The organism is Nocardia sp. X0981, assembly GCF_977089955.1.
The window spans coordinates 4,942,646-4,965,789 of sequence record NZ_OZ372435.1 but is presented as its reverse complement, the minus strand read 5'-3'; the positions used below and the strand labels follow the sequence as shown (position 1 = coordinate 4,965,789).

The following is a 23,144-nucleotide window of genomic DNA, read 5'->3' as shown; positions in this document are numbered from 1 at the left end:
CAGGTAGGTTTGTCCCCATGTCGAACTTCACAGCACGCTCGGTCCTGGTGACCGGCGGAAATCGCGGGATCGGACTCGCGGTGGCGCAGCGTCTGCACGCCGACGGCCACCGGGTGGCCGTCACCCATCGTGGCTCCGGCGCGCCCGAGGGGCTGCTCGGGGTGAAATGCGATGTCACCGACAGTGAATCGGTGGATCGGGCGTTCGCCGAGGTGGAGGCCCAGCAGGGGCCGGTGGAAGTACTGGTCGCCAATGCGGGTATCACCGATGACACCCTGCTGATGCGCATGAGCGAAGAGCAGTTCACCAAGGTCGTGGACGCCAATCTGGCCGGCGCTTTCCGGTGCGCCAAGCGGGCCAATCGGGCCATGCTGCGTGCCCGGTGGGGCCGGATGATCTTCCTCGGTTCGGTCGTAGGATTCGCCGGCCAGGCCGGGCAGATCAATTACGCCGCCTCGAAGGCCGGTGTCGTGGGCCTCGCGCGTTCGATCACCCGGGAGCTCGGCTCGCGTTCGATCACCGCCAATGTCGTCGCCCCCGGTTTCATCGAGACCGATATGACCAAGGATCTGCCCGAGGATATGCGGGATATGGCGAAGAAGTTCATCCCGTTGCAGCGACTGGGTGCGCCCGAGGACGTCGCGGCGGTGATCAGCTTCCTCGCCTCGGACGACTCGGCCTACGTCTCCGGCGCGGTGATCCCGGTCGATGGCGGTATGGGCATGGGGCACTGAGCGGCGTACCAGCCATCGATCGGCGGCTCCGGCCACCGGGCCGCATTCACCACACACTTCGAATCTTCAGGAGAACCGACAACTCATGGGCGGATTGCTCGAAGGCAAGACGATCCTCGTCACCGGCATCATCACCGATGCCTCCATCGCGTTCCACGCGGCGGCGATCGCGCAGAAGGAGGGGGCCCGGGTGATCATCACCGGCCTCACCGAGCGTTTGCGGTTGATCGACCGGATCGCCAAGCGACTGCCCGAGGAGGTGCCGCCGGCCATCGGGCTCGATGTCACCAGCGACGAGGATCTGAAGAAACTGCCGGATGAACTGCGCCGCCTCGCCCCCGAGGGGATCGACGGGGTCCTGCATTCGATCGCGTTCGCCCCGAAGACACTGATGGGCCCCGATGCCCTGCCGTTCCTCGACGGCCCCAGCGCGGACGCGGCGAAAGCCTTCGAGATCTCGGCATGGAGCTATGCGGCCCTGGCCCGCGCGGTGCTCCCGGTGATGAACGAACGCGGTTCGATCGTGGGTATGGATTTCGACCCCCGGACCGCCATGCCGTTCTACAACTGGATGGGTGTGGCCAAGGCCGCGCTGGAATCGGTGAACCGGTATGTGGCGCGTGAGGTCGGTTACGCGAAGAAGATCCGGTCCAATCTGATCGCCGCCGGACCGGTCAAGACGCTCGCCGCGAAGGCCATCGCCGGTACCGCCACCGACGATGCCAAACAGCTGAAGCAACTGGACACCTACTGGGACGGCGCATCGCCCATCGGCTGGGACGGAGGGCCCGAAGTGGTCGGCAGGTCGATCGTCGCACTGCTGTCGGACTGGCTGCCCGCGACCACCGGTTCGATCATCTATGTCGACGGCGGGGCCAGCCACAACACCTGGTTCCCCGAGAACATGCCGCAGGACTGACGAACCGACCGAGAAGGAGACACCGTGGCCCGCGCGGCCGACGCACTGCTGCTGCTGTCCTTCGGCGGCCCCGAGGGGCCCGAGGACGTGCTGCCGTTCCTGGAGAACGTGACCCGTGGGCGCGGTGTCCCCCCGGAACGTCTCGCCGAGGTCGCCGAGCATTATCTGCACTTCGGTGGGGTGTCCCCGATCAATGCCCTCAACCGCGACATCATCGCCGCGGTGGAGCGGGAACTGACCCGCGCCGGGTTGGACCTGCCGGTGTACTTCGGTAACCGCAACTGGCATCCGATGGTCGAGGACACCCTCGGCCGGATGACGGCCGACGGGGTGCGCTCGGCACTGGTCTTCCCGACCTCGGCCTGGGGTGGTTACTCCGGTTGCCGGCAGTACCACGAGGACATCGTCCGCGCCCGGGCAGCGGTGGGCGACGGGGCCCCGCAGCTGGTGAAGCTACGCCACTACTTCGACCATCCGCTGCTCGTCGCCGCGTTCGCCGATGCCATCCGGACCGCCGCCACCACCCTGCCATCCGGACGCCGGGAAACCACTCGGCTGGTGTTCACCGCGCATTCGGTGCCGGTGGCCGCCGATACCGCGGCGGGCCCCCCGGCCGACGGGGGGCGGCTCTATAGCCGCCAGGTCGCCGAGGCGGCCCGGTTGTGTGCCGCGGCAGCGGGTTTCGCCGATTACGATGTGGTCTGGCAGTCCCGTTCCGGGCCTCCGCAGGTCCCCTGGCTCGAGCCGGATATCGTCGATCATCTGGAAACGTTGCCGGGCAACGGATTCGATGCGGTGATCGTCTGCCCGGTGGGTTTCGTCTCCGATCATCTCGAGGTGATCTGGGATCTGGACAACGAAGCCGCCGAGAAGGCCGCCGAGCTCGATATCGCTTTCGCGCGCGCCGCGACACCGGGTACCGATCCCCGATTCGCGGAACTGGTGGTGGAACTGATCGGAGAACATCTGCGCGAACTGCCTCCGCGCCGCCTCGGCGAAGTGCCCGGCTACGGGTGTACAGCCGACGGTGAACTCTGCGCTCCTGGCTGCTGTGCGCCGGTGCGGCGCCCGGCCGGACGCTAGTGCCCCGTCCAGATAGGTTGCGCTGGTAATCCGGGTGTCGGTTTGAGCTGCTGCTTGTCGTCGGTGATGCTGCTGTTGGAGGTGGCATCGATGGCCCGGAAACCGGAAGTGTTCGTGCGGGAGGTGTCCCCGGAAGAGGGACGCAAATTGCAGAAGATCACCAAGACAAGCCGACAACCGATCAGGACTCGCCGCGCGATCGTGGTGATGGCCTCGGCGCAGCATCAACCGGTGCCGGCGATAGCGCGGTTGATGCAGGTGTCGGAAGCCTATGTGCGCCAGGTAATCCACGATTTCAACGAACGGGGGTTCGAGGCATTGGACCCAAAATGGAGCGGGGGCAGGCCGAGCAAGGTAAATCGGGCGACGCGTGAACGCATCGCCCGCATCGCCCGGTGCTGCCCCCGCGACCTCGGCCGGCCGTTCTCGACGTGGAGCCTGTCGAAACTCCGAGACATGCTTGCCACCAGCAAGATCGCTGATATCAGCCGCGAAACACTGCGCACGATCCTGCGGACCCAGGGGGTGTCTTGGCAGGCCACCAAGACCTGGAAGGGCGGCACCGACCCCGACTTCACCGCCAAGATGAACCGCATCCTCGACCTCTACGATCACCCGCCCGCCGATGGGCGAGTGGTCTGTGTCGACGAGTTCGGTCCGTTGAACCTGCAACCCCGCCCGGGACGTGGCTGGTTCCCGGCCCGCAAACCCAGACGGTTGCGGGCGACCTACCATCGCGACCACGGGGTGCGGCACCTACTCGGTGCGTTGGACCTGGTCACCGGCCGTATTCACTACCGGATCCGGGACCGGAAACGATGGATCGAGTTCCTGGCGTTTTTGAAGACCCTGCGGGCTCGTTGGCCCGGCGAGAAGCTCTACGTCATCGTCGACAACTTCTCCCCGCACAAACGCGTCGAGGTCAGGGCCTGGGCTGCGGCCAACAATGTGGAGCTGGTGTTCCTACCGACCTATTCGTCGTGGCTGAACTGGATCGAATCGGAGTTCGCCGCGTTGCGGTACTTCGCTCTCAACGGCACCGACCACCGCAGCCACACCGAGCAAGACGCTGCGATCGGCGCCTACATCCGCTGGCACAACCAACACGCCCGACCCAAACGAGACTTCGCAGTCAACTCGCCAATCCGCCGCCCGGATTACCTACCCAACGTTGCCTGACAAGGCACTAGCTTCGCGAAAGACCCCGGTGTTCAGCGCGCCTGCGGCGCCGCGGTGTGCACGGCCACCAGGCGGGCGGCGCGAATGGCGTCCCACAGCGGTCGCAGCAGGGACTCGTGCGCCGTGGCGGCGGTGGCCGACGTAGGCGCGGAGGCCGGCTCGCGCTGCGCGACCGTCAGGATGGCCTGTACGTGGTCGGCGGTGTCGAGGATGCGTTTGGCGCGCAGCGGCACGCAGTCCGGATAGGTGTGGCGGGAGTAATCGGCGAGTTCGGCCTCGATGAGTTCGCGCGGATCCGCGTCGCCGGTGCCCAATCCGGTGGTGTGCAGGCGCATGAGCGCGTCGGCGGCATCACGAACGGCTTCGCGCATCGCGTACTCCGCTTCTCCCAGCGACATATCGGAACCCGGAACGCGCGGCATCGGCACGCTGTAGACACTCCACTGCAGGGTGTCCTCGTCGGTGCGGTAGGGGATGAGCCCGGTGCCCTCGGTTTCCGGGACGCCGATGAGAATTCCCTCGCCCGCTTCCACCGCGTCACCGGTGAACGCGGTGCCCGCCGGCAGCCCGCGCAGATCCCCGGGTACCGGTAGTACCAGGCGCAGTTCCGCACCCGGCTCCATCAGGCCCTGACGGATCATCTTGAGCAGCGGCATGACCGCGGTTGCGGGGACGCCCTCCAGCGCGGACCACGGCAGATCGGTGCGCCCGCCGGTGACCGGATCACCCGCGGCCAGAGTGTGCCGGGGTGCCCATGCGTGCAGGGCCTCGAGAACGTCGTCGGGCGCGCTGCGACCCGCGAGCCACGAACCGGCCCACAGGGTGAGGGTGGCACTGGGAGAGCACATAATCATCGAGCATAAAGGGTGCCGGCGCCCGGCGGGCGGCCTCTGCCGAGGCCGTTTCCTGAGGTTAGAATGGTCCCCCCGGGTCGGTGACGAAATCGATCAGGCGTTCCACCGCGCCGAGCAACGGCGCCTCGAGATCCCGGAACGAGTTCACCGCGGCATACACCCGCCGCCAGCCGTCCTGGGGTGTGCCCCAGCCGAGGCGGTGGCACACCCCGGTTTTCCAGTCCTCTCCCCGCGGCACCTCCGGCCACTCCCGGATCCCCAGCGCCGCCGGTTTCACCGCCTGCCACACATCCACATACGGATGCCCGGTGACCAGGACGTACTCGCCGAGGCCGGTCGTGAGGTGCGACTCCTTCGATCCGGTCACCAGATGGTCGACGAGCACGCCGACCCGTTTGCCCGGGCCCGGGCCGAAGCCGGCGAGGCGGGCCGCGAGATTGTCCAGGCCCTCCAGATGCTCGACCACCACCCCTTCCACCCGCAGATCGTGCCCCCAGACGCGTTCCACGAGTGCGGCGTCGTGTACGCCCTCGACCCAGATCCGGCTCGGTGCGGCGACTTTCGCGCGCAGGCCCTCGACCCGGGTGGAACCGGAGGCCGAGCGGGCCGGTGTCACCTGGGCGGACGGTAGGGGCCGGACCAGCGTGACCGGTTCCCCGTCGATCAGGAACGCCGCCTCTCGCAGCGCGAAGAGCCGGACCGTGCCGCGGGCATCGGCCAGTTTCACGAAATCACCGTCATAGCTCCGGTCGAACCCGACCACCGCGCCGCAGAAGCCGCTGGCGGCGTCCTCGACCACCAGATCGGGTTCGGCGACCACCCGCGCAACGGTTCGCCGGGCGGCATGTGGATGGCCGGAGAATATATCGCCGTATCGATCGCTCACCGGGCCGAACGTAGCGCACCGGTCGCTCCGGAACCGGGTGACCGGCCGGGGTGTCGCCGGTCCGGCCCCGTGGAAGCGGTCCTCCCACTAAGCTGGGCTCGTGGCCGCTATTGTCTGGTTGGTCGCCGGGATTCTGCTGGCGGCGGCCGAGATGTTCGTCGGTGAGCTCACGCTGCTGATGCTGGGTTCCGCCGCGCTGCTGACCGCGGGGGTGAGCTTCCTCACCGATACTTCGCCTGTGGTCGACGCGGTGGTGTTCGCCGTGCTGGCCGTGGTGCTGATGCTCGGGGTGCGGCCGGTCCTGTTGCGGCGCTTCGGAACCCCACCGCCCACGCTCACCAATGTGGATGCCCTGACCGGTAAGACCGCCCTGGTCCTCGAACCGGTGGGGGAGCACGGCGGGCAGGTGAAGCTCGGCGGTGAGGTGTGGACCGCGCGCTCCCTGGATCCGGCCGAGGAGTACCCGGAGGGCGCGACCGTGTATGTGATGAAGATCGACGGCGCCACCGCCGTCGTCTGGAAAGGGCCGTAATGGCTGCATTGATAGTCGTCGCCGCGCTGGTGTTGCTGGCGGCGGTGGTGGTGTTCAAATCGATCGCGTTGGTACCGCAGGCCGAGGCCGCGGTGATCGAACGATTGGGCCGGTATTCCCGGACGGTTTCGGGACAGCTGACCTTTCTGGTCCCTTTCGTCGACCGCATTCGCGCCAAGGTCGATCTGCGGGAGCGGGTGGTCTCCTTTCCACCGCAACCGGTGATCACCCAGGACAATCTGACCCTGCAGATCGACTCGGTGGTGTACTTCCAGGTCATGCAGCCGCAGGCGGCGGTCTACGAGATCTCCAACTACATCGCCGCCGTGGAACAGCTCACCGTCACCACACTGCGCAATGTGGTCGGCGGGATGACCCTGGAGGAGACGCTGACCTCCCGGGACCAGATCAACAGCCAGCTGCGGGGTGTACTCGACGAGGCCACCGGACGCTGGGGTCTGCGGGTGGCCCGGGTCGAGCTGAAGGCCATCGATCCGCCGCCCTCCATTCAGGAGTCGATGGAGAAGCAGATGAAGGCGGACCGGGAGAAGCGCGCCATGATCCTCACCGCCGAGGGCACCCGGGAATCGCAGATCAAGACCGCCGAGGGTGCCAAGCAGGCGCAGATCCTGGCCGCCGAGGGTGCCAAACAGTCGGCGATCCTGTCCGCCGAGGGCGAGCGGCAGAGCCGCATCCTGCGGGCCCAGGGCGAACGCGCCGCCTCCTATCTGCAGGCGCAGGGCCAGGCCAAGGCCATCGAGAAGGTGTTCGCCGCGATCAAATCCGGTAAACCCACTCCGGAGCTGCTCGCTTACCAGTACATGCAGACGCTGCCCATGGTCGCCCGGGGGGATGCGAACAAGGTGTGGTTGGTCCCCAGCGATTTCGGTAAGGCGCTGGAGGGCTTCGCGAAGAATTTCGCCACCCGGGGCGAGGACGGGGTGTTCCGGTACGAGCCGCCGGCCGAAGACGTCCCGGACAAACCCGCCGACGACTCCGACGAGGTGGCGGATTGGTTCGATACGAGTACGGATCCGGCAGTGGAGCGGGCGGTGCGGGCGGCGGAGTCGGTGGCGCGCACCCCGGTGGACACCTCGGCCCCGGTCGGCACCACCAAACCGGCCGCTGCGCCACCCCATGCGGCGCTGCCGGAGCAGGCTCCGCAGGCCTTCCCGGTCCAGGCGCCGCAGCAGCAGCCGGGCGTACCGCCGGTGCGGCCTCCACATCAGCAGTGACCGGCCGTCCCCGTCCCGCACCCATCCGGTGCGGGTCGGAATCGGTTCGCCGAACCTCCAGCGCGTGTCGGCTACCTGAGCCATAATCGGAACCCTCTGCCGGACAAGCGCATCGGGGGATCGTGAGGACACGTCGTGCGGTACTTCGGACGGCGGCGGCCGTACCGTTGCTGGCCGCCTGTTCACCGGACGTCCTGCTCGGTGACCGCGATGTCGTACGCATCGCGGTGGCCTGGAGCGGTCTGGAACTCTCGGCTTTCCACACGGTCCTCGGGGCCGCACGGCTGCCGGAACCGGTCGAGGTGGTGCCGCTGGGTGACGAGATCGGTACCGCGCTCACCGCGCGCGGCCGTTCCGCCCCCGATATCGTCATGCTCCCGCAGGCCGGGCAGGTCCGTGATCTCGCCGAATCCGGGCGGATCCGCGAGGTGCGGCCGGAACTGTGGTCCGACGAGGGCGGATCACGATATGCCGAGCAATGGTGGCAGTTGTGTCACCACCGCGGCCGGCCGTACGGGGTGCCGTTCAAGGCCAGTGGGAAATCGCTGGTCTGGTACGACCGGGAAGCGATCGGCGAATACCGGCTCACCGATCCGGCGTCCTGGACGATCGGTGAATGGCTCGGCGGAGTACGCGAATTCGCGGGCCGGCCGCGCCGTCTGCTGGCGCTCGGCGCCGCCGACGGCTGGGTATTGACCGATCTCTTCGAGAACCTGCTGCTGGCCGAATCCCCGGAGGTCTACCGTGCCCTGGGTATCGGTGCGCGGGATTGGGACGTCGCGGCCGTCTACGAGACCTTCTTCCGGCTCGGCGAGCTATGGGGTGTGCGTGCCGGACTGCCGGGTGGGGTGGGTACGGCATTGACCAGGCAGTTCGCCGATTCGGTCCGGGACGTTTTCCAGTATCGGCGGGCGCTGGCCGTGGCCGCCCCGGATTTCGCCGAACCGATCGTGCGGGACGCGCTGCGTCGGGCCGGGCGGCCCGACGAGGCGGCCGCGGTCGTTCCCTTCCCCGCGACGAATCCCGGTCGCGACGGTCCACGCATCGTGGGCGGGGATGTGATGGTGCTGACCCGTGTCGCGGGGCCGCGGGCCGATGCGGTGGTCGCCGCGCTGGCCGAGGCGCAAGCGCCGGTCCCGTGGATCGAGGGGGTGGGCGGCTTCCTCGGACCGCATCGGCGTACCCGCGCTCGGTATTCGAACTGGTCGGCGGTCACCGCCGCGACATTGCCGGATTGGCCGGATTTCGACCTGACCGATCGGATCGGCGCGATCGGCGGCCGGGACGGATTGTGGCGGATGCTCACCGAATTCCTGATCGCCGTCGGAGACAGCGGTAGTGCCGTCCGGGCCGCGGCCGATTCGGCAGTGGCCGCACTGAGCCGGTTCGAACGGGGGTGGAGATGACATCGGCGCCACCGGAATTCGAGGCGCACGGCTTGCGCCTGGAATTGCCCATCGGACGACTGCGCGGGCCGTTGGTGCCCGGCCGCCCACCCCAGCGCGGTACCACCTGGATCGCGTGCCTGCCCGCCGTACTCCTGTTGGGTGTGTTGCTCGTGCCCACCGCCGGGACCGCGATACTGGCGGTGCGCACCCAATTGTGGGTCCTGGTGTCCTGTGCGGTGGCGGCAGCGGCCTTCGTCGTAGCGCTGCGGCCGGCCCGCCGCGGCGCACACCGGGCCCGGTGGGGGGCGCCGATCCTGGTAGCGGTGGTGGCGCTCGGGGCGCTCCATGTCTCGGACGAACCGTACGCGCGCAGCCTGTACTGGATGGCCTTCGCGGCCGCGTTGCTGGTGGTGGCCATGCTGCTGGCCTGGTGGAGTCGTAACACCCGCTGGCTGTGGCTGCCGTTGATCGTGCCGTTCGGTATCTCGGCCTTCGTCTCCGGTGTCGCCTTCCGCCTGATCTTCCAATACACCGGCGCCCGGGTCGGTTTCGACGGTTTCCCGGGCTACCGCGCCTGGTTCGTGGTGATGCTCGGCTCGGCTTTCCTGTGGACCTGGCTCGGTTTCCTGATCGGTGTTTTCCGAGCGGGTATCCGTGTCCTGGAACAGGATCCGGTGCGCTGGACCCTACTGCAGGAGCGGCCCGGTGCGCCGCTGCTGTGGCGGTTGTTCACCCTGCAGCGCCCGGTGGTGCTGGTGGCGGGACTCGTGGTCGGGGTGGCCGCCGCGCGGGTCTTCGACGTGGTGCTCATCGGGGTGCCCGGTTCGGTTCAGTACCAGGTGGACAGCGCCACGGTGTACTGGTGGCGGCTGGCCGCCGATCCGGCTACCGCCGCCGAGGCCGCCGTCTACGCCGTACCGCTGGCGGTACTGCTGGGGGTGGTCGCCTGGACGCTGCAAACCGATCTACGCGACCGGCGTCCCGGCTTCGTTCCGGCCGCCATCCCGGTCCGGCGCCCGGCCCCGGCGCGCCCCGGCGGCACCCTCGCCGCGTATGCGCGGACCGCGGGTCTCGCCACGGTGTCGGTGGCGGCGGCGATACCGCTGATCGTTCTGGTGATCGTGGCGTTCCGCGGTCCCGACGGCTGGTCGGTGGACGCCTTCACCGATGTCTGGCGCGATCGGTCGCTGCTGCGTTCCGTGCAGACGACCTTCTGGGTGGCGGTCCTGACGACGATCATCGTGGTGGCCGCGGCCGCGCCGCTGGCCTACCGGCTCGCCGTGGCGCCCGCGGGCCGGGTGGTCCGCGGACTCGTCACCGCTCTGGTGGTGCTCGCGGTACTACCCGTGCAGGCGTATCTGGGGCCGTTGGACACGTTCATCGACGATCACGGTCTGTCCGGCACCCGAGTCCCCCTGGTTCTGGTTCACGCGGCCGCCGGGTTACCGATCGCGGTACTGATCCTGCGCGGTGCGGTGGTGGCGCCGCCGGGCAGTCCGGCCGCCGACGCGCTGCGCGGGCTGGCGGCTCCGGGCACCATCAGCCGCCGGTTGCTCGCTTCGGGAGGCCCCTCGCTGGTCGCGGTCGCGGTGCTCGAATTCGTGCAGGTCTGGAACGACTTCATCGTCGGACTGCTGATCAGCGGCGCGGGAGCCTCGCCCTGGTCGCTGCTGCTCTGGGGAGAGGCACGACAGTTCGGTGAGAACGCGGCCCAGTTGGCGGCCGGTGCGCTGATCGCCGCGCTGCTGCCGGTGGGGCTCGTTCTGGCGACCTGGCGGCGCTGGATCGTCCCCGGCCTGACCGGTGGGGTGCTGCGATGAAGGGGCGGCGATGAGAGAAACACTGCCGCGCGCCCCGGTCGTATCCGGTGTGCTCAGCGGTCTGTCCGTGCTGGCCTCCGCGCTGCTGCTGGAACTGGGCCGGAGCCTGGTGATGAACTCCTTCGGCGAGAGCGCCGGTGTGCAGCTGGTCGCCTCGGGGCTGCGCTGGCTGGCGGTGCTCATCATGGTGCTGGCCGTGCTGTACACCGCCTATCGGCTGCTGGCGGAGCGGAGGAATCGTAGGAGGCTGGTGCGGCGCCGGCGTCTGCTCACCGATCTGGACGGGCCGCCCCTCACCGGTCCGGTTGTCGCGCGGCCGGACCCGCCGGCGCCCGAGCGGGACCCCCTTCTCGACGGCGATGCGGTGGTCGCGGCCCTGCGGGAGCTCCCGGTAACCGAGTACGACGCCGCCACGCTGTACGCGATCACGACCGCGGTGGGGACGGAGCTGGCGCTGGCGCCGCGGGCACCGGCCGGTGTGGGTGCCGCCGTGGCGGGCGAACCGTGGACCGCGTCCGGCCTGCGGGACCGGTTGGTGGCCGACGGCATCCTGGACTGTTACGAGCCACAGCGCTATCGGCTCGCGCGGGTTCCGGAGTCGCCGGGCCGGAACGAGGTGATCAACGGGACGATCTGGCAGGCGGCCTTGTTCGCGCTGCTGTGCCACCGGGCCGATCTCGCCACCAGTTGGGCGGTCGCTTCCACGACCGTTCCGTTCGGTCCTCGCGCCCGGCGCTGGTTCACCGCGGAGGAACCCGGGCTGCGGCAATTGGTGCGGGTCTGCTGCCGCAGCGGTATCAGCGCAGCTGTTCCACCCGCTACGGCTGCCCAGCTGGTGCGGCTCGGGGATGCGCTCGACACCTGGTACGCCTGCTGCCGGGCCGGGACGGCCGCTACCCGTGAAGTCGCCCGGGATCTCGCCGAACTCGGCGCCACCCGGCTCGGTGGCGCCCACCGCGCGATCATGCTGCGTGCCGGCTTGCAACCGGTCGAACAGCGGCGCCGGTGGCGCCCCTGGTGGTGGGCGACCGGGGTGGGTGCCCGAGCGGAGCACGAGGCGGGACGGCGCCTGCTCTGTACCGCGACGACGCCGGAAGCGCTGGCGGCGGCGGTGGATCGGTTGCGTGCGGCCTGGTGGCGGCTGCCCCGGGAGGACGCGGTGAACCAGGTGCACATCCTGGCCGATCTCGCGGTGGCTCATATCTATCAGGGGCGGTTGGACGCGGCGCAGGATCGGCTCGAGCTGGCCGCGCTCCGAGCGGTCGATGCCGATGATTCCGACGGGTGGGCGCGGGTGCACGAGCTGGCCGGAGTCGTCTGCTGGGCTCGCGGTGAACCGCGCGCCGCCCTGCACTACTGGCAGCATGCCCTGACCACCTACGGGGATCTGGCCGACGATCGCGGCATCGGCCGCTGCCTGCAGCATCTCGGCGCGGCGGTGTTGATCGTGCCCGAACACGGGGATCTCGTGCTCGGTGCGGAGAACGCGCACACCGTTTCCGGGGTGCTGCGGCATGCGCATGCCTGGCTGGCCGAGGCGCGCCGCCGCTATCCGGACGCGGCCTGTGCCGGTTTCTATCTGGATCGGGCCGCGACCCTTCGCGGTGTGGCGGAAGTGCCCGATATGGATCGCCTACCGCTCGAGGTGCGGGAAACATCGGAGAACGGCTCGTCGTGAGGGAGCCCGGAGCGATCGCCCGGCCGGCGCATCGCCGGCACGGCCGAGGCCGGAGTGGTAACGGCCCCGACGTGGTCCGGTCCGCGAGGTTCTGTACCGCGCCCCGTCAGCCGAGTTCGGCGGCCGGTTTCCAGCGCTGATCGACGAGCAGCCCGAGCAGGCCCGCGGCGACGCAGATGATCGAGACCACCACCATGGCCGGATGGGTACCGCCGGTGAGCGCATCGGCCAGTACGACCGTCGCCACGGTACCGGGCAGGATTCCCAGCGCCGTCGCCCCCAGGTAGGGCCGGAAACGCAGGGATGACAGCGCGCAGGAGTAGTTGACCACCGAGAACGGGGCGAAGGCGATGAGCCGCAGGGCCCCCACCGCCAGCCAGCCCCGGCGGCGCAGGCGTTCGTCCACTCCGCGCACCGTGGGATGGTCCAGGTAGCCCGCGACCCGGTCGCGGCCCAGGGCCCGTACCAGGAGGAAGGCCGCCGCGGCGCTGGTCACGGTGGCGGTGACCGCCACCAGCAGCCCGACGACGGGCCCGAACAGCAGGCCCGATGCCACTGTGAACACCGTCCGGGGAACGGGGGCGATGGTGATGAGGGTGTGCGCGGTGAAGAAGAGCAGCGGAAAGTACGGTCCCGCGTCGCGGGCCCAGTCCTGGATCTGCCGGGGACTCGGTAACGGGGTCAGCAGTGCGGCCGCGCACACCAGGGCGGCGCAGCACAGCGCGAGAACCAACCGCCGGTCGCGGAACATACGGGGCACCGGGCGAGGCTACCGGCTCGCGGCCGCAGCACCCGGATCCGGTATCGCAGGTCGTCGCGGGGTGGGCCGCGACTCGGTCCGGGTAGTCCGGCCGTCCGGTTCCGGGTGGGCGGCCGGTGTCGTGGTGATCGCGCGGGGCTCGCCCCCTGAACAGGGGCTTCACCCGGAGGGCCGGTCAGGTTACTCGTTGGTAGTGGTGGCCACGATCACTGCCGTACGGGCGTCCCGCTAGCATCGGAGGGGCGGGCTGAATGCCCGTTAACCAAAGTATTCGCTGAGCTGGGCGGATGCCAGGGTACCCGCGTACACAGGTGGTGCGCTGGTACTGGAACGACAAGAGGGAACAGGGTATGCCGATTGCTGCAGAGCCCGCGGCCGGAGCTGATCCGTCCTCGTCCGCGGTGCCCGAATATCCCGCCTGGCGCAAGGGTGTGGCGGGTGTGCTGGCCAAGGCCCGCAAGGTCGATGCGGCCGAACTCGGTGCGGAACCCGAAAAGCTCCTGGCTCAGTCCACCTACGACGGACTGAGCATCGCACCGCTGTACACCCGGCGCGACGAACTGCCCGAGCAGCCGCTGCCCGGTGCCTACCCGTTCGTCCGTGGTACCGACGCCACCCGGGACGTCCACCGCGGGTGGTACGTGAGCGCCCGGATCGGAGCCACCGATCCCGCGGCCGCCAACCAGGAGATCCTGAGCGGGCTGGAGAACGGCCTCGGGGCTCTCGAACTGGGTGTCGGCGCGCACGGGGTACCGGTGGACGGCCTCGCCACGGCACTGAACGGCCTGCTGTTCGAGCTGGCCCCGCTCACGCTGCGTGCCGGGGCGGCGACCGCCGACGCGGCCGCCGCCGTCTTCGCCGAGCTGGACCGGTATTCGGTACCCGAACGGGCCGATATCCGGATCTCCCTGGGCGCCGCACCGCTCACCAGTGCCTTCGCCGGCACCGAGGATCTCGGCCGCGCCGAGACCGCGCGCCTGGCCGGTGCCGCCGCCCAGCGGCCGGAAACCGTCCGGGCGATCACCGTGGACGGCACCGTCTTCCACGACGCCGGTGCCTCCGACGCCCAAGAGCTGGGCGCCGCCGTGGCCGCCGGACTCGAGTACCTGCGATTGCTGGGCGGGCAGATGCCGGTTCCCACGGCGCTGCGGCAACTGGATTTCCGGTTCGCCGCGACCGACGACCAGTTCGCCACCATCGCCAAATTCCGGGCCGCCCGGCGCCTGTGGGCCCGGGTCGCGCACGTCTGCGGGGCACCGGCCGCCGGCGCCGCTCCCCAGCACGCGGTGACCTCGGCGGCGATGATGAGCCGCCGCGATCCCTGGGTGAATCTGCTGCGCACCACGCTGGCCGCCTTCGGCGCCGGTGTGGGCGGTGCGGATACCGTCACCGTGCTCCCGTTCGACTCGGCGCTGCCGGCCGGGGAACTCGAGGTCTCGACGGCGTTCTCCGAGCGGATGGCCCGCAATATCCAGTTGCTGTTGCTCGAGGAGTCCCACCTCGGCCATGTCCGCGATCCGGGTGCGGGATCCTGGTACGTCGAGCGGTACACCGCCGACCTCGCCGAGGCCGCATGGGCGTTCATGCAGGAGCTCGAGGCCGCCGGTGGTTACTGCGCCGCCCTGGATTCCGGGCTGCTGGCCACGAAGATCGGCGAGACCGCGGACCGTCGCGCCGCCGATATCGCCCACCGTCGTACCGCGGTGACCGGGGTGAACGAGTTCCCGAACCTCGCCGAGCCCCCACTGTCGGAAGCCGCGCGCGCGGCGGGCCCGGGCCGGCGCTACGGCGCCGCGTTCGAGGCGCTGCGGGATCGGTCGGACGCTCATCTGGCCGCTCACGGTGCCCGGCCGCAGGCGTTGCTGGTTCCGCTGGGTACCGTGGCCGAGCACAACGTCCGGGTCACCTTCATCGCCAACCTGCTGGCTTCCGGCGGTATCGAATCGATCGACCCGGGGCCGCTGGCCGGTGATGGTATCGCCGCGGCGGCGCGGGAATCCGGCGCGAAGATCGCGGTGCTGTGCGGTACCGACGCTCGCTACGGCACCGAAGCCGCCGAGGCGGTGGCGCAACTGCGCGGTGCGGGTGTGGAGACCGTACTGCTGGCCGGGCCGGAGAAGGTGCTGGCCGGTATCGACGAGGCGCGGCGTCCGGACGGGGTCCTGGCGGCCCGGATCGACGCGATCGCCGCCCTGACCGCCCTGCTGGAGAAGGTGGGAGCCTGATGACGACACAGCGAATCGAGCAGGTGGTCGGCAACTTCGCCGAGGTCCCGCTCACCGAACCGGGTTTCACTCCCGACGAAGCCGGCGCCGCCGCGCGCGAGGCCTTCGTCCGGGAGGCGGCCGCGGCCAACCACTACACTCCCGAGCAGCTGGTGTGGTCGACGCCGGAGGGGATCGACGTACCGCCGGTCTTCACCGAAGCGGACCGGGACGCCGTCGCCGCGGCCGGATTCCCGCTCGACAGCGTCCCCGGAGTCGCGCCGTTCGTGCGCGGCCCGTACCCGACGATGTATGTGAACCAGCCGTGGACCATCCGCCAGTACGCGGGTTTCTCCACCGCCGCGGATTCCAACGCCTTCTACCGCCGCAATCTGCAGGCCGGGCAGAAGGGCCTGTCGGTGGCGTTCGACCTGGCCACCCATCGGGGCTACGACTCCGACCACCCGCGCGTCCAGGGCGATGTCGGAATGGCCGGGGTCGCGATCGACTCCATCCTGGATATGCGCCAGCTCTTCGATCAGATCCCGCTGGACCAGGTCAGCGTCTCGATGACCATGAACGGCGCGGTGCTGCCGATCCTGGCGTTGTACGTGGTGGCCGCCGAAGAGCAGGGAGTGGCGCCGGAACAGCTGGCCGGAACGATTCAGAACGATATTCTGAAGGAGTTCATGGTCCGTAACACCTACATCTATCCGCCCAAACCGTCGATGCGGATCATCTCCGACATCTTCGCCTACACCAGCGCGAAGATGCCGAAGTTCAACTCGATCTCCATCTCCGGCTACCACATCCAGGAAGCCGGCGCGACGGCCGATCTCGAGCTCGCCTACACCCTCGCCGACGGCGTGGAATACCTGCGTGCCGGGATCGACGCGGGTATGGAGATCGACAAGTTCGCCCCCCGCCTGTCGTTCTTCTGGGCCATCGGGATGAACTTCTTCATGGAGGTCGCCAAACTCCGCGCGGGCCGGCTGCTGTGGAGCGAACTGGTGGCGAAGTTCGATCCCAAGAACCCGAAATCACTGTCGCTGCGGACTCATTCGCAGACTTCGGGCTGGTCGCTGACCGCGCAGGACGCCTACAACAACGTGGCCCGCACTTGCATCGAGGCCATGGCCGCGACCCAGGGACACACCCAGTCCCTGCACACCAACGCCCTCGACGAAGCGCTCGCGTTGCCCACGGATTTCTCGGCCCGTATCGCCCGCAACACCCAGCTGCTCATCCAGCAGGAGTCCAACACCACCCGGCCGATCGACCCGTGGGGCGGCTCCTACTACGTCGAATGGCTCACCCACCAGCTCGCCGAACGCGCTCGCGCGCATATCGCCGAGGTGGAGGCGCACGGTGGGATGGCCCAGGCGATCGGCGAGGGTATCCCGAAGCTGCGTATCGAGGAGGCCGCCGCTCGGACCCAGGCGCGGATCGATACCGGTCAGCAGCCGGTGATCGGTGTCAACAAGTACCAGGTCGCCGAGGACCACGAAGTCGAGGTGCTCAAGGTCGAGAACTCGCGGGTGCGCGCCGAACAGCTCGAGAAGCTGCGCCGGCTGCGGGCCGACCGCGACCAGGACGCCGTGGACCGCGCGCTGGCCGAATTGACCCGGGCCGCCGCCTCGTCCGAAGGCGGTATGGAGAACAACCTGCTGGCGCTGGCGATCGATGCCGCCCGCGCCAAAGCCACCGTGGGGGAGATCTCCGACGCGCTGGAGAAGGTCTACGGTCGTCATCAGGCGGAGATCCGTACGCTGTCCGGTGTGTATCGCGACGAAGCCGGTAAGGTCACCAACATCACGACCGCCGGGGAGCTGGTGGACGAGTTCGCCGAGGCCGAAGGCCGGCGCCCGCGCATCCTGGTCGCGAAGATGGGCCAGGACGGCCACGACCGCGGACAGAAGGTGATCGCCACGGCCTTCGCCGATCTGGGGTTCGACGTCGATGTGGGCCCGCTGTTCCAGACCCCCGAGGAGGTGGCGCGGCAGGCGGCGGACAACGACGTACACGTCGTCGGGGTGTCCTCGCTGGCCGCCGGTCACCTCACGCTGGTGCCCGCCCTGCGGCAGGCACTGGCCGATGTCGGCCGGCCCGACATCATGGTCATCGTCGGCGGGGTCATCCCGCCCGGTGACTTCGCCGAACTGTACGAGGCGGGTGCGGCGGCGATCTTCCCGCCGGGCACGGTGATCGCGGATGCCGCGATCGACCTGCTGCGCAAGCTCGGTGCCGCACTGGGGCACGAGCTCGGTGCCGCGGACACCGGATCCGGGGCGTAAGCGCGAGGATGAGCAGGCGTGTCATCGATGTGGACGCGCTCGCCCGGGCGGTCCGCTCCGGCGAGCGGGCCGCCTTGGCGCGGGCCATCACCCTGGTCGAATCGACTCGGTCCGATCATCGCGATCAGGCACAGCAACTCCTGTTGCGGCTGACCCCGGAAAACGGTGCCGCCCTGTCGAATCGGGTCGGGATCACCGGAGTACCCGGAGTGGGGAAATCGACCTTCATCGATTCGCTCGGTATGCACCTGATCGGACAGGGACACCGGGTGGCGGTACTGGCGGTGGACCCCTCGTCCACCCGGACCGGTGGTTCGATCCTCGGGGACAAGACGCGGATGGCGCGGCTGGCGGTGGAGGCGAACGCCTTCATCCGCCCGTCCCCGACGGCGGGCACGCTGGGCGGGGTGGCCAAGGCGACCCGGGAGACCATCGTGCTGCTCGAGGCCGCGGGATACGACGTCATCCTGGTGGAGACCGTCGGCGTCGGCCAGTCCGAAGTGACCGTGGCCGGTATGGTCGACGTGTTCTGCTTCCTCACCCTGGCCCGGACCGGCGACCAGTTGCAGGGCATCAAAAAGGGTGTGCTCGAACTGGCGGATCTGGTGGCGGTGAACAAAGCCGACGGTAAGCACGAGATGGAGGCCAGGTCCGCGGCCCGGGAGCTGGCGGGTGCGCTCCGGCTGATCCACCCGCACGACGCGCTGTGGCGTCCCCCGGTACTGACCATGAGCGGTCTGGAGGGGATCGGGCTGGAGAAGTTCTGGCAGACCGTGCTGGAACATCGCCGGGTGCTCACCGAGGCCGGTGAGTTCGCCGAGAAACGCCGCCGCCAGCAGGTCGACTGGACGTGGACGATGGTGCACGATCAACTGTTGCGCCGGCTCGCCGATCATCCCCGGGTGAAGGCCATCCGCGGCGAGGTCGAACGCGAGGTCCGCGACGGCAGCCTCACCGCGGCGCTGGCCGCCGCGAAACTGCTGGACGCCTTCGACAGCTGAATACCGGCCGGAGCCGGTGCGGACGAGCCGGTCCCGCTGTCCGCACCGGTAGGCGTCAGCCGATGCCGAACAGTGCGGCCGCGTTGTGGTAACACACCCGGCGCAGCCAATCGTCGCCGAGCTCGAGCCGCTCCAGCGCGTGGACAGCGTGCCGGTACGGGTACGGGATATTGGGGAAATCGCTGCCGAACAGAATCCGTTCGCCCAGATCCGTGAGCCGGGCGCGGTCGGCACGGGGGAACGGGGCATCGTCCTCGGCGAAATCGGTGAACGCCATCGTGGTGTCGAGGTGGACCCGCCGGTACCGTTCGGCGAGATCGAGGAATTCCCGGTACTCCGGCATACCCATATGCGCGACGATCAACGGTAATCGGGGAAAACGCCGGAGTACCTCGGTGATCGGGCCCGGCCCGGTGAACGCACCCGGCGCCGGTCCGGAACCGCAGTGGATCACGGTGGGTATCTCCGCGTCGGTCAGTACGCCCCAGACCGGGTCCAGGAGAGGATCGCGGGGATCGTAGGCACCGACCTGGATATGTGCCTTGAACACGCGCGCACCGTGTTCGAGGGCGGTCGTCACGTACCCGGCGGCGGCCGGCTCGGGGTAGAAGGTCGCGGTATGCAGGCATTCCGGTACGTCTGCGGCGAATTTCGCGGTCCACTCGTTGAGCCAGGCCGCCATATCCGGGCGGTGGGGGTAGACCAGGGCCGTGAACGCGCGAATACCGAAGCGCCGCAGAGTGTCCACCCGCACCGGTTCCGTATCGCGGTAGGTGATCGGCCACGGACGTCCGGTGAGCGGCCCGACGGTATCGAAGTACGCCCAGACCTTGCGTAATACCCGGTGCGGCATGAAATGTGTGTGCACATCGATCATGCCGGGCAGGTCCAGCCGCTGCCGCAGATCCGCCAGATAGCTCGCGTCGGCCGGGATCCCGGCCGCCTCGGACAGGTCGGTCACGCGCGTTATCTCCTCGAAGGGTCGGGTGGTGGGTGCCGCGGCGCTCACCCCGCTTCGGTCACGACCGCCGCCGGATCGGCCTGCGCCGGATACCGGGTGCGGGCGAAATCGCCGATTCGGGCGATCATGCGATCGAAGAACCGTGCCGGATCGGTGGCCACGACGATATCGGCGTTGGGTTCCCGACCCCACATTCCCGTCCAGTCGGCCACGGTGGCGCCGCGGGTGAGGGTGCCGACGAGTTCGACATCCACCGTCGCGGGCCGGGTCCGGGCCAGCGCCGGGTCCAGCGCCACGGCCGCCGCGAACGGGTCGTGCATATGGGCCAGGTAGCCGAGGTCGTAACTGTGGTGGAAATCGAAATAGAAACGGACGGCGTCGATGAGGTGCCGGATGATCGGATTGGCCGCCGTGGAGCGGGGGCCGGGCGGATCGGCCGGTGACATCGTCTCGATCGGCCCGGTCCCGGCTCGTTCGGCCAGCCGGGCCAGATGAACAGGCCGCATTTCGATGGTTTCGGTGATATCGAGGCCGCAGACCACCGGTCGCCGGTCCGGGGGCGCCGCGGAGAACGCGTCGAAGACGATTTTGGCGGCCTCGGGATCGACGTGGATGTTCCACTCGGTGGTGGGGGTGGTGTTACCCGGGTGAGCGAACGCTCCACCCATGATCACCAGCCGGCGCAGCAACCGGGGGAGTTCCGGTTCCGCACGCAGTGCCAGTGCCAGATTGGTGAGCGGCCCGGTGCACAACCCGATGAGCTCACCGGGATGTTGCCGTGCCAGCTCGGCCCACATCCGGGCCGCGCTGCGCGCGGAGATCCGCCGACTGGGCGTGGGAAGCTCGGCATAGCCCACTCCGCAGGGGCCGTGCGTATCCTCGGTGGTGCGCAACGGGATCTCCAGCGGCTCCGCCGCGCCGAGTGCCACCTCGATCTCCGGCGCTCCGGTCAGTTCGAGCCAGGCCAGGTTGTTGACCGCGACCTGTGCCGCGGGCACGTTACCGGCCGTGGCGGCGATACCGGCGATGTCCGCCTCCGGACTGGCGAGCAGGTAGAGCAGGGCGAGGGAATCGTCCACTCCGGTGTCCACGTCCACGATCATCGGCTGCCGCACGGCACGAGCCTATCGAGGTGGATGAGCGGCGCGGCATGTGCCACCGGCCCGATCGTCGTGCCCCGGTGGTAGGCGTCCGGATGAGACCGGCTTCCTACTCGCGGGTCGGCCAGTAGTTGTCGCTGGCCGGGCGCCGGGTCAAGGGGGCCGTGCCCCCCACTTCGGTGAGTCCGAGGTGGAACAGCATGCCCACGGTCAGCAGGCTGACGCTGACGATCAAGGGGGTGAGCAGCTGGGCGGCGCCCGCTCCGGACGGCGGCATATGGCTCTGGTGCTCCCCGACGTGCATGGCGTACATGCCGGTGTAGTGCATACCCGCGACGGCCACTCCCATCACCAGTGCGGCGCCGATGGTGGACAGCGTGCCGCGGACATTGAGAGTGAACCAGAGGGCGGCGGTGGCGGCGATCACCGCGATCACCATGGACAGCGCGACGGTCGGCGGGTCGTAGCCGATTTCGGCATCCGTTTTCATGGCATACATTCCGGCGTAGTGCATGGCGCCCACCCCGAGGCCGGTGACCACACCGCCGACGAGCAGGCCGCGGTTGCCCAGTTTCCGCTGCTGGGCCAGACACAGTCCGAGCCACACCACCACCATGGCGATGGCCGCGCTGATCAATGTGACGGGCACGTCGTATCTGATGGCCGCGCCCTCGATCCGGAAGCCCAGCATGGCGATGAAATGCATGACCCAGATACCGGTACCACCGATGGCGACCGAGGCGGCGATGAGCCATCCATCGAACGGCGAGCCGCTGCGCACACGACTCATACAGCGTAGCCCGAGCAACGAACCGGTGAACGACATGACATAGGCGACCACGGGGGTGAGCCAGCCGTGGCTGAAGTGGTCGATCTCCACCGGTGGACCTCCTCGCTGGGTGGAACCGCGACTCCGCGGACAGCGGAACGCTGATATTCCGGAATGGTGAACCTGCAGGAAGTGAATTTAGAGGAGATGTGTCCTAAAAAACAAGCGAGGGTGGAAACGGTGGCAGCGCACCTGTGACAGCCGGAGTCGGTGGGTAGCCGCCGCCGTTGTGCGCCTGCGGAATCGGGAAGGTGCGGCCGGTCCCGGCTATCCATCGGCATCGCCGCGACCGATGCTCATTATGCATGATTCGGTGACAGCGGGGCGTGCGATTCCTCCCGGTCAGGTGGTGGATCGTCAAGGGGAGCCCCGAACGGCGCCCGAGCCGCGCGATGTTCGCGGTTGCGCTGTGCGTGCCCGATTCGCGGCGTAGGCTTCGAGCAACTCGAAGGAGACCCATGCCCGGCACATCCAGCCACCCCACATCCGTCGATCACGATATCTCCGAGGCCGAACTGGTCGAATTCGCCGAGATCCGCAGCGCCGAACGGGCCGAGGCGGCACGCCGCAGCGCCGTTGCCGCCCGGATCGTCGCCGGCCACGCCACCGATGCCGCCGACTGCCGGAATCTGCTGGCGATGCTCGGCCTCGACGCCGAAGCGGGCAAACTCGCCGGCGTCCGGACCTGACCTCACACTCGTCTCCTGTTCCGCCCCGGCGGTAACAGGACCAACGAGGCAGTGGCGGGTACCCACGCTCCGGGGTTACGGGCTCCGGGGCACGTACGCTCGGGGTATGCCCGATACGGCCGTGCCGACAGACTCCCGCCCGGCGCCCGCCACCGGCTCGCTCGACGATCTGGTCGAGGTGATCGGTGGCCGGCGCATGGTCGTACTCACCGGCGCCGGGATCTCCACCGACAGCGGGATCCCGGACTACCGTGGTCCCGGTTCGCCGCCGCGTAATCCGATGACCTACCAGCAGTTCGTCGGCGATCCGGTGTTCCGCCGGCATTACTGGGCCCGCAATCATGTGGGCTGGCGGCATATGGACGCGGCCCGGCCGAATGCCGGACACCGCGCGCTGGCCGAATTGGAACGCCGGGGCCTGGTCGCCGGGGTGATCACCCAGAATGTCGACCTGTTGCACACCAAGGCGGGTAGCCGCCGGGTGATCGACCTGCACGGCAGCTACGCCCAGGTGCGCTGCCTCGTCTGTGACGTGCTGCTGTCCCGCATGGCGCTGGCCGAACGGCTCGAACATGTCAATCCGGGTTTCGCGGCGCGGTCGGGAACCGGTCTCGAAGTGGCCCCCGACGCGGATGCCGTGGTGGCGGATACGAGCACTTTCCGCATGGTGGACTGCGCCCGCTGTGGCGGGATGCTCAAACCCGATATCGTCTATTTCGGGGAGAGTGTCCCGCCCGAGCGGGTCGCCGCCGCCTACGCGCTGGTGGATTCGGCGGAGGTGATCCTGGTGGTGGGATCCAGTCTGACGGTGCTGTCGGGCCGCCGGTTCGTACACCGGGTCGCCCGTAACGGCGGTACCGTCCTCATCGTCAATCGCGGTCCCACTCGCAGTGACGGTATCGCGACCCGGAAATTGGACGCGAGTTGTTCGGTGGTCCTGTCCGGTCTCGCCGAACGCTGTGCGGGGGTGGCTCCGGCCGGGGTGTGACCGGACCTCG

The 23,144-nt window shown here is 69.0% G+C and carries 20 protein-coding genes; 14 read left to right on the top strand and 6 right to left on the bottom strand.

All coding sequences use genetic code 11. From position 1 onward, the window contains the following. Positions 1 to 17 precede the first annotated feature (17 nt). The 4 genes from fabG1 to ACYR7D_RS21725 all read left to right on the top strand — a co-directional run bounded on the left by fabG1 (position 18) and on the right by ACYR7D_RS21725 (position 3,915). Positions 18 to 734 (top strand): 3-oxoacyl-ACP reductase FabG1, encoded by a 717-nt coding sequence (gene fabG1, locus ACYR7D_RS21740; protein ID WP_459546373.1) that lies wholly within the window; start codon positions 18 to 20, stop codon positions 732 to 734. An 85-nt stretch (positions 735 to 819) separates the two neighbouring features. Next, positions 820 to 1,653, top strand: a complete 834-nt coding sequence (gene inhA, locus ACYR7D_RS21735) for an NADH-dependent enoyl-ACP reductase InhA (protein WP_459546372.1) — start codon at positions 820 to 822, stop codon at positions 1,651 to 1,653. A 24-nt stretch (positions 1,654 to 1,677) separates the two neighbouring features. Continuing rightward, positions 1,678 to 2,736, top strand: coding sequence for a ferrochelatase (locus ACYR7D_RS21730; RefSeq protein ID WP_459546371.1), 1,059 nt, complete (start codon positions 1,678 to 1,680; stop codon positions 2,734 to 2,736). A 147-nt stretch (positions 2,737 to 2,883) separates the two neighbouring features. Next, positions 2,884 to 3,915 (top strand): IS630 family transposase, encoded by a 1,032-nt coding sequence (locus ACYR7D_RS21725; protein ID WP_459546370.1) that lies wholly within the window; start codon positions 2,884 to 2,886, stop codon positions 3,913 to 3,915. A 32-nt stretch (positions 3,916 to 3,947) separates the two neighbouring features. Here the strand turns inward: ACYR7D_RS21725 and ACYR7D_RS21720 are convergent, their stop codons facing one another. Further along, positions 3,948 to 4,763, bottom strand: coding sequence for a hypothetical protein (locus ACYR7D_RS21720; RefSeq protein ID WP_459546369.1), 816 nt, complete (start codon positions 4,761 to 4,763; stop codon positions 3,948 to 3,950). 64 nt (positions 4,764 to 4,827) lie between these two features. After that, complete coding sequence (locus ACYR7D_RS21715; RefSeq protein WP_459546368.1) at positions 4,828 to 5,655, bottom strand: DUF3097 domain-containing protein; 828 nt, start codon at positions 5,653 to 5,655, stop codon at positions 4,828 to 4,830. A 100-nt stretch (positions 5,656 to 5,755) separates the two neighbouring features. Here ACYR7D_RS21715 and ACYR7D_RS21710 point away from each other — a divergent pair, with 100 nt between their 5' ends. The 5 genes from ACYR7D_RS21710 to ACYR7D_RS21690 all read left to right on the top strand — a co-directional run bounded on the left by ACYR7D_RS21710 (position 5,756) and on the right by ACYR7D_RS21690 (position 12,308). Next, a complete protein-coding gene (locus ACYR7D_RS21710; protein ID WP_459546367.1) occupies positions 5,756 to 6,187 on the top strand; it encodes an NfeD family protein in 432 nt (143 codons plus the stop codon). After that, complete coding sequence (locus ACYR7D_RS21705; RefSeq protein WP_459546366.1) at positions 6,187 to 7,422, top strand: SPFH domain-containing protein; 1,236 nt, start codon at positions 6,187 to 6,189, stop codon at positions 7,420 to 7,422. The genes ACYR7D_RS21710 and ACYR7D_RS21705 overlap by 1 nt, the downstream gene beginning before the upstream one ends. A gap of 122 nt (positions 7,423 to 7,544) precedes the next feature. Beyond that, entirely contained in the window at positions 7,545 to 8,828 is a 1,284-nt protein-coding gene (locus ACYR7D_RS21700; protein WP_459546365.1) for an ABC transporter substrate-binding protein, read from the top strand. Next, positions 8,825 to 10,630: an ABC transporter permease family protein gene (locus tag ACYR7D_RS21695; RefSeq protein ID WP_459546364.1), complete on the top strand. Its 1,806-nt coding sequence runs from the start codon at positions 8,825 to 8,827 to the stop codon at positions 10,628 to 10,630. Before ACYR7D_RS21700 ends, ACYR7D_RS21695 begins: the two co-directional genes overlap by 4 nt. 10 nt (positions 10,631 to 10,640) lie before the next feature. Further along, the gene (locus ACYR7D_RS21690) at positions 10,641 to 12,308 is read left to right on the top strand and encodes a tetratricopeptide repeat protein (protein ID WP_459546363.1); all 1,668 of its coding nucleotides are present in this window, start codon (positions 10,641 to 10,643) and stop codon (positions 12,306 to 12,308) included. A 106-nt stretch (positions 12,309 to 12,414) separates the two neighbouring features. On the opposite strand, the gene ACYR7D_RS21685 is transcribed toward ACYR7D_RS21690, so the two are convergent. After that, positions 12,415 to 13,059, bottom strand: coding sequence for a TVP38/TMEM64 family protein (locus ACYR7D_RS21685; RefSeq protein ID WP_459550242.1), 645 nt, complete (start codon positions 13,057 to 13,059; stop codon positions 12,415 to 12,417). Positions 13,060 to 13,418: 359 nt separating this feature from the next. Between ACYR7D_RS21685 and ACYR7D_RS21680 the strand changes: the two genes are divergently transcribed. The 3 genes from ACYR7D_RS21680 to meaB are packed head-to-tail and all read left to right on the top strand — an operon-like array spanning position 13,419 to position 18,567. Then, the gene (locus ACYR7D_RS21680) at positions 13,419 to 15,293 is read left to right on the top strand and encodes a methylmalonyl-CoA mutase family protein (protein WP_459546362.1); all 1,875 of its coding nucleotides are present in this window, start codon (positions 13,419 to 13,421) and stop codon (positions 15,291 to 15,293) included. Continuing rightward, positions 15,293 to 17,566, top strand: a complete 2,274-nt coding sequence (scpA, locus tag ACYR7D_RS21675; protein WP_459546361.1) for a methylmalonyl-CoA mutase — start codon at positions 15,293 to 15,295, stop codon at positions 17,564 to 17,566. Before ACYR7D_RS21680 ends, scpA begins: the two co-directional genes overlap by 1 nt. Positions 17,567 to 17,574: 8 nt before the next feature. Further along, entirely contained in the window at positions 17,575 to 18,567 is a 993-nt protein-coding gene (gene meaB, locus ACYR7D_RS21670; protein ID WP_459546360.1) for a methylmalonyl Co-A mutase-associated GTPase MeaB, read from the top strand. A 55-nt stretch (positions 18,568 to 18,622) separates the two neighbouring features. Here meaB and ACYR7D_RS21665 read toward each other — a convergent pair whose 3' ends face one another. The 3 genes from ACYR7D_RS21665 to ACYR7D_RS21655 all read right to left on the bottom strand — a co-directional run bounded on the left by ACYR7D_RS21665 (position 18,623) and on the right by ACYR7D_RS21655 (position 21,508). Continuing rightward, on the bottom strand, positions 18,623 to 19,444 hold the full coding sequence (locus tag ACYR7D_RS21665; protein ID WP_459550241.1) for an amidohydrolase family protein: 822 nt from the start codon (positions 19,442 to 19,444) through the stop codon (positions 18,623 to 18,625). A gap of 128 nt (positions 19,445 to 19,572) precedes the next feature. Further along, complete coding sequence (locus ACYR7D_RS21660) at positions 19,573 to 20,631, bottom strand: nucleoside hydrolase (RefSeq protein ID WP_459550240.1); 1,059 nt, start codon at positions 20,629 to 20,631, stop codon at positions 19,573 to 19,575. A 106-nt stretch (positions 20,632 to 20,737) separates the two neighbouring features. Beyond that, on the bottom strand, positions 20,738 to 21,508 hold the full coding sequence (locus tag ACYR7D_RS21655; RefSeq protein WP_459546359.1) for an MHYT domain-containing protein: 771 nt from the start codon (positions 21,506 to 21,508) through the stop codon (positions 20,738 to 20,740). Between the two features lie 407 nt (positions 21,509 to 21,915). On the opposite strand from ACYR7D_RS21655, the gene ACYR7D_RS21650 reads away from it, so the two are divergent. After that, positions 21,916 to 22,146: a hypothetical protein gene (locus ACYR7D_RS21650; protein ID WP_459546358.1), complete on the top strand. Its 231-nt coding sequence runs from the start codon at positions 21,916 to 21,918 to the stop codon at positions 22,144 to 22,146. Between the two features lie 196 nt (positions 22,147 to 22,342). After that, positions 22,343 to 23,134 carry a Sir2 family NAD-dependent protein deacetylase gene (locus tag ACYR7D_RS21645; RefSeq protein WP_459550239.1) on the top strand — a complete coding sequence of 264 codons (792 nt, stop codon included), beginning with the start codon at positions 22,343 to 22,345 and terminating at the stop codon, positions 23,132 to 23,134. Positions 23,135 to 23,144: the final 10 nt, after the last annotated feature.

Bases quoted from the DNA above. Each gene is read 5' to 3' on its own strand.
- fabG1 (WP_459546373.1), top strand. From the start codon at position 18: ATGTCGAACTTCACAGCACGCTCGGTCCTGGTGACCGGCGGAAATCGC.
- inhA (WP_459546372.1), top strand. From the start codon at position 820: ATGGGCGGATTGCTCGAAGGCAAGACGATCCTCGTCACCGGCATCATC.
- ACYR7D_RS21720 (WP_459546369.1), bottom strand. From the start codon at position 4,763: ATGTGCTCTCCCAGTGCCACCCTCACCCTGTGGGCCGGTTCGTGGCTC.
- ACYR7D_RS21705 (WP_459546366.1), top strand. From the start codon at position 6,187: ATGGCTGCATTGATAGTCGTCGCCGCGCTGGTGTTGCTGGCGGCGGTG.
- ACYR7D_RS21695 (WP_459546364.1), top strand. From the start codon at position 8,825: ATGACATCGGCGCCACCGGAATTCGAGGCGCACGGCTTGCGCCTGGAA.
- ACYR7D_RS21690 (WP_459546363.1), top strand. From the start codon at position 10,641: ATGAGAGAAACACTGCCGCGCGCCCCGGTCGTATCCGGTGTGCTCAGC.
- ACYR7D_RS21685 (WP_459550242.1), bottom strand. From the start codon at position 13,059: ATGTTCCGCGACCGGCGGTTGGTTCTCGCGCTGTGCTGCGCCGCCCTG.
- ACYR7D_RS21680 (WP_459546362.1), top strand. From the start codon at position 13,419: ATGCCGATTGCTGCAGAGCCCGCGGCCGGAGCTGATCCGTCCTCGTCC.
- scpA (WP_459546361.1), top strand. From the start codon at position 15,293: ATGACGACACAGCGAATCGAGCAGGTGGTCGGCAACTTCGCCGAGGTC.
- meaB (WP_459546360.1), top strand. From the start codon at position 17,575: ATGAGCAGGCGTGTCATCGATGTGGACGCGCTCGCCCGGGCGGTCCGC.
- ACYR7D_RS21665 (WP_459550241.1), bottom strand. From the start codon at position 19,444: ATGATCGATGTGCACACACATTTCATGCCGCACCGGGTATTACGCAAG.
- ACYR7D_RS21660 (WP_459550240.1), bottom strand. From the start codon at position 20,631: ATGATCGTGGACGTGGACACCGGAGTGGACGATTCCCTCGCCCTGCTC.
- ACYR7D_RS21650 (WP_459546358.1), top strand. From the start codon at position 21,916: ATGCCCGGCACATCCAGCCACCCCACATCCGTCGATCACGATATCTCC.
- ACYR7D_RS21645 (WP_459550239.1), top strand. From the start codon at position 22,343: ATGGTCGTACTCACCGGCGCCGGGATCTCCACCGACAGCGGGATCCCG.